Origin of the sequence: Thalassolituus sp. UBA2009, assembly GCF_002335285.1 — a bacterium.
Taxonomy (GTDB): Bacteria; Pseudomonadota; Gammaproteobacteria; order Pseudomonadales; family Oceanobacteraceae; genus Venatoribacter; species Venatoribacter alkanivorans.
Genome location: NZ_DDCJ01000065.1, coordinates 1,275 through 5,397, shown reverse-complemented (window position 1 = coordinate 5,397; position 4,123 = coordinate 1,275). Strand labels below are relative to the sequence as shown.

The window sequence follows — 4,123 nt, the reverse complement described above, 5'->3', positions numbered from 1 at the left end:
CACCGTTAAAGAACTGGCTGACAAAGCCGGTATCGGTATGCCGGAAGTGGTTATCTTCGGTTCGGCGGCGCCTAACGCCTTTGCTACAGGCTGGAACCGTAACAATGCCCTGGTCGCGGTATCGACCGGCCTGCTGCAGCGTATGGATAAAGAGCAGATCAAAGCCGTACTGGGCCACGAAATTGGTCACGTTGCCAACGGCGATATGATTACCCTGACCCTGATTCAGGGCGTGGTGAACGCCTTTGTGATGTTCTTCGCCCGTATTATCGGTAACTTCGTCGACCGTGCGGTATTCAAGAATGAAGACGGTCCGGGCATCGCGTTCTATGTAACGACCTTTATCGCCGAGATCGTACTGGGCATTCTGGCTTCGACCATTGTTGCCTGGTTCAGCCGTCGCCGTGAATTCCGTGCCGACCAGGCCGGTGCCGAGCTGGTCAGCCCGGCAGCGATGATCAGCGCGCTGGCTGCCCTGCAGCAAACCTATGATCAGCCGAGTGAACTGAACGGTGAACTGGTGGCCTTTGGTATCGGTGGTGAAGGTAAGATGTCTGCCCTGTTCTCCACTCACCCGCCGCTGGAACGTCGTATCCAGGCGCTGCGTGAGCAGTACGGCCGTTAATTCTGCCTGCTGACGCACCAACGAAAACGAGCCTCAATTGAGGCTCGTTTTTTATCCGGCTAACTCGATTAATCCAGCCCCATCGCTTTCATCATTACGTGCTGCTTAACCGGCAACAGTTTGTCGAACAGGCGCATCCCTTCGTTACGTAATAAACGCAGCAATGGCTGATCGGCGGCGAACAGCTGTTTAAAGCCTTCCATCGCCGCCATGGTGCTGAGGTTGTCGGCCTGACGGCGGCGCTGATAACGGCTGAGCACCAGCCCACCACCAAGATCCAGCCCTTTGCTGTGCGCGCGCAGAATTTCTTCCGCCAGGGTTTCAGCATCTTTAAAGCCCAGATTCACACCCTGTCCGGCCAGCGGGTGAATGGTATGCGCGGCATCACCAGCCAGCACCACGCCTTCGCACCAGTAATCACGGGCATGGCGCTGACGCAGTGGGAAACGGGCTTTGGCCGAGCTGGCCAGCACCCGCCCTAAACGCCCTTCAAACGCCTGGGTCAGGGCGGCATTAAAACCGTCTTCGTCCATGGCCAACACCGCATCGGCTTCAGCCGGCGAAGTAGACCAGACGATGGACGCCAGATGCTCATCACCCGGCAGTGGCAACAGCGCCAGCGGCCCTTGTGGGCGGAAACGCTGCCATGCCGTCGCCTGCAGCGGGTGTTCAAGCCGTACTGTGGCAACAATGGCGTGATGGCCATAATCCCACTCGGTGGTTGGCAGGCCAGCCCACTGACGCACCCGTGACAGCGCACCATCAGCACCAATCACCAGTCTGGCCAGCAGCCTGTCATCGTTTTCCAGAACCACCGGGGTGTAACCTTCGGCATCACGATTATCGAGGTAGCGAACTTTCTGCGTCAGTACATCTACACCCTGCGTTTCCTGCAGGCACTGCTGGATCGCCCACAGCGTTTGCCGGTTTTCGACGATATGACCCAGACAGGGAGCATGCAGATCGGCGGCATCGAAGGTCACAGAACCTGTGCCTTCAGCATCCCAGACGTGCATGCCGGTGTAAGGGCTGAGACGCTGCGGCGGAATCTTCTGCCAGGCGCCCAGACGGGTTAAGAAAGCCTGGGTTTTGGCGGTTAACGCTGATACGCGCAGATCATAATCAGCCAGTTCGCTGCCACTGGCCGGAGCCTGTGTGCGGAACGCCGGATCAATCAGGGCAATGCGCAAAGGCTTTTGCTGTGCACCCTGCACCAGCGCGCTGGCAATCGCCTGACCCACCAGTCCGGCGCCAACAATCACTACGTCATAGTTCATGCAGATTCTCCTGAAAGCGGCGTGGCCGGAAGCTTAGCGGCCCGTTGCCCTAAACCCATGGCATGACGGGTAAAGAGTTTGCGCGCGGTTGGCAGGGCCGACATGCCGAGCAGGCCGGCGTCGCGCAGCAGCGCCATACCCGGCAGTTTTGAACCAAACAGGCGTGGCAGCAGATCGCTGGCCATGATGGTGTTGCGCTGATCGGCCTGCTGCTGTTGCTCGTAAGCCTGTAATAACGCCAGATCGCCCAGCGGCTGATTCTGCTGCCAGGCACGGTTGAGGTATTCGGCCAACACGGCGGCATCGCGCAGCGCGAGGTTAAAGCCCTGTCCGGCCACCGGATGCAGGCTGTGCGCCGCGTTGCCGAGCAGCACCAGCGAGCGCCGCACCTGCTCTTTACTCTGCACCAGTGCCAGCGGGTAGCTGGCGCGTTCGCCGACACGCATTAAACGTCCCAGACGATATCCGATCTGTTGCTGCAGACGGGCAAGGAATTCGGCTTCGGGCAAGGCTTTGACCTGTTCGATCTGGTCGTCGGCCAGCGTCCACACCACGGCGAAGTCTTTTTTATTCAGCGGCAGAAAGGCAATCGGGCCGTCTTCACTGAAGCGCTCATACGCCCAGTGATCGTGTTCACGATCAACCTCAACCTGAGTCACCAGCGCATGGGTGCCATAAGAACGACGTTCGTGCTGAATACCCAGCTGCTGCGCCAGCGCCGAACGCGCACCATCGGCCAGCACCAGCAGACTGGTCTGCAGTTGTTCGCCGTTATCGAAGGTCAGCAGCGCGCCGTCAGCGTTCATCTGTACGCCCTGCACCTGAGCCGGGGCTTTGATACTGACGCCCGGCTGTTCCAGTCCACTTAAAAGGCCCTGACCAATCACGGCGTTTTCAACGATATAACCCAGAGCTTCGGTATTCTGTTCACTGGCGTGCAGCTGGGTCTGGCCAAAGCGGCCCTGATCGGAGACCTGTATATGCTCAATAGCACAGGCGCGCCCAGCCATCAGATCCCACACACCCAGCTGACTGAGAATCTGCTGTGTTCCGTAGGACAACGCCGTCGCCCGGCCATCAAAGCTGGGCGGACGGCTGGCAATATCACCATCCCAGTTCAGCGCCTGACGGTCGATTAAGGTCAGGCTCATCCCGCGCGCCAGCGCCGGTTTTAACAGATGCACCAGACTGGCGCCGACCATGCCGGCGCCCAGTACCACAATGTCAGACTGCGGGATGTACTTGCTCATGCTGTTCCTCAGCCCGCCATCAGGGCTTCAATATCATCAATCTCTTTAACAACGGCAGCGGTCAGGACTTTGCAGCCGCTTTTGGTCACCACCACATCGTCTTCGATGCGGATGCCGATGCCACGCCATTTGGCGTCTACCGTTTCATCGTCCGGCGAGATATACAGCCCCGGCTCAACGGTCATCACCATGCCTTCTTCGAGAATGCGCCACTCACCACCGATGCGGTATTCGCCGACATCGTGCACATCCATGCCCAGCCAGTGACCGGTTTTATGCATGTAGAACTGGCGGTATTCCTGATTCTCAATCAGCTCGTCAACATCACCGCTGAGCAGGCCATGCTGCACCAGCCCTTCGACCAGCACCCGCACCGCCGCTTCGTGCGGCTGATTCCAGTGATTACCGGCTTTGATCTGCTCAATCGCGGCATACTGCGCATCCAGCACCAGCTGGTACATCGCCTTCTGCTCGGCGCTGAATTTACCGTTAGCCGGGAAGGTGCGGGTAATATCGGCGGCGTAGTAGTCCAGCTCACAACCGGCATCGATCAGAATCAGGTCGCCGTCTTTAATCGCCATATTGTTGTGGGTGTAATGCAGAATGCAGGCGTTATCACCGGCACCCACAATCGACGGATACGCCGGCCAGCGGCTGCCCGCGGCCATAAAGGTGCGCATAATCTCGGCTTCCAGCTCAAACTCGAACATGCCCGGCTTGACCATCTGCATGGCACGGGTGTGCGCTTCGGCGCTGATGTCGGCGGCCTTCTGCATAACCTTAATTTCTGCAGGGGATTTAATCAGACGCTGATCGTGTAATAAATGATCCAGCGCACTGAACTCGTGCGGCGGTGTGGCGCCGTTACGCACCTGGGTTTTGATATGGTTAACCCACTGCATCAGCTGGTTATCAAAGTTCGGGCTGACGCCCAGACTGGCGTAGATGCGGTCTTTGCCTTCGATCAGGCC

General features: G+C 58.5%; 4 protein-coding genes. 1 reads left to right on the top strand and 3 read right to left on the bottom strand.

Going from position 1 to position 4,123, the window contains the following annotated elements; genetic code table 11:
• Positions 1-625, top strand: a 625-nt coding sequence (gene htpX / locus B3P58_RS07625) for a protease HtpX (RefSeq protein WP_286716783.1), incomplete at its 5' end; no start/stop codon positions are given.
• Between the two features lie 68 nt (positions 626-693).
• Here htpX and B3P58_RS07620 read toward each other — a convergent pair.
• The 3 genes from B3P58_RS07620 to B3P58_RS07610 form a co-directional block, all read right to left on the bottom strand.
• Positions 694-1,902 (bottom strand): UbiH/UbiF/VisC/COQ6 family ubiquinone biosynthesis hydroxylase, encoded by a 1,209-nt coding sequence (locus tag B3P58_RS07620; RefSeq protein ID WP_286716782.1) that lies wholly within the window; start codon positions 1,900-1,902, stop codon positions 694-696.
• On the bottom strand, positions 1,899-3,152 hold the full coding sequence (ubiH, locus tag B3P58_RS07615; RefSeq protein ID WP_286716781.1) for a 2-octaprenyl-6-methoxyphenyl hydroxylase: 1,254 nt from the start codon (positions 3,150-3,152) through the stop codon (positions 1,899-1,901). The genes B3P58_RS07620 and ubiH overlap by 4 nt, the downstream gene beginning before the upstream one ends.
• Positions 3,153-3,160: 8 nt before the next feature.
• On the bottom strand, positions 3,161-4,123 hold a 963-nt coding region (locus tag B3P58_RS07610; RefSeq protein WP_286716780.1), incomplete at its 5' end, for a M24 family metallopeptidase.

Bases quoted from the DNA above. Each gene is read 5' to 3' on its own strand.
- B3P58_RS07620 (WP_286716782.1), bottom strand. From the start codon at position 1,902: ATGAACTATGACGTAGTGATTGTTGGCGCCGGACTGGTGGGTCAGGCG.
- ubiH (WP_286716781.1), bottom strand. From the start codon at position 3,152: ATGAGCAAGTACATCCCGCAGTCTGACATTGTGGTACTGGGCGCCGGC.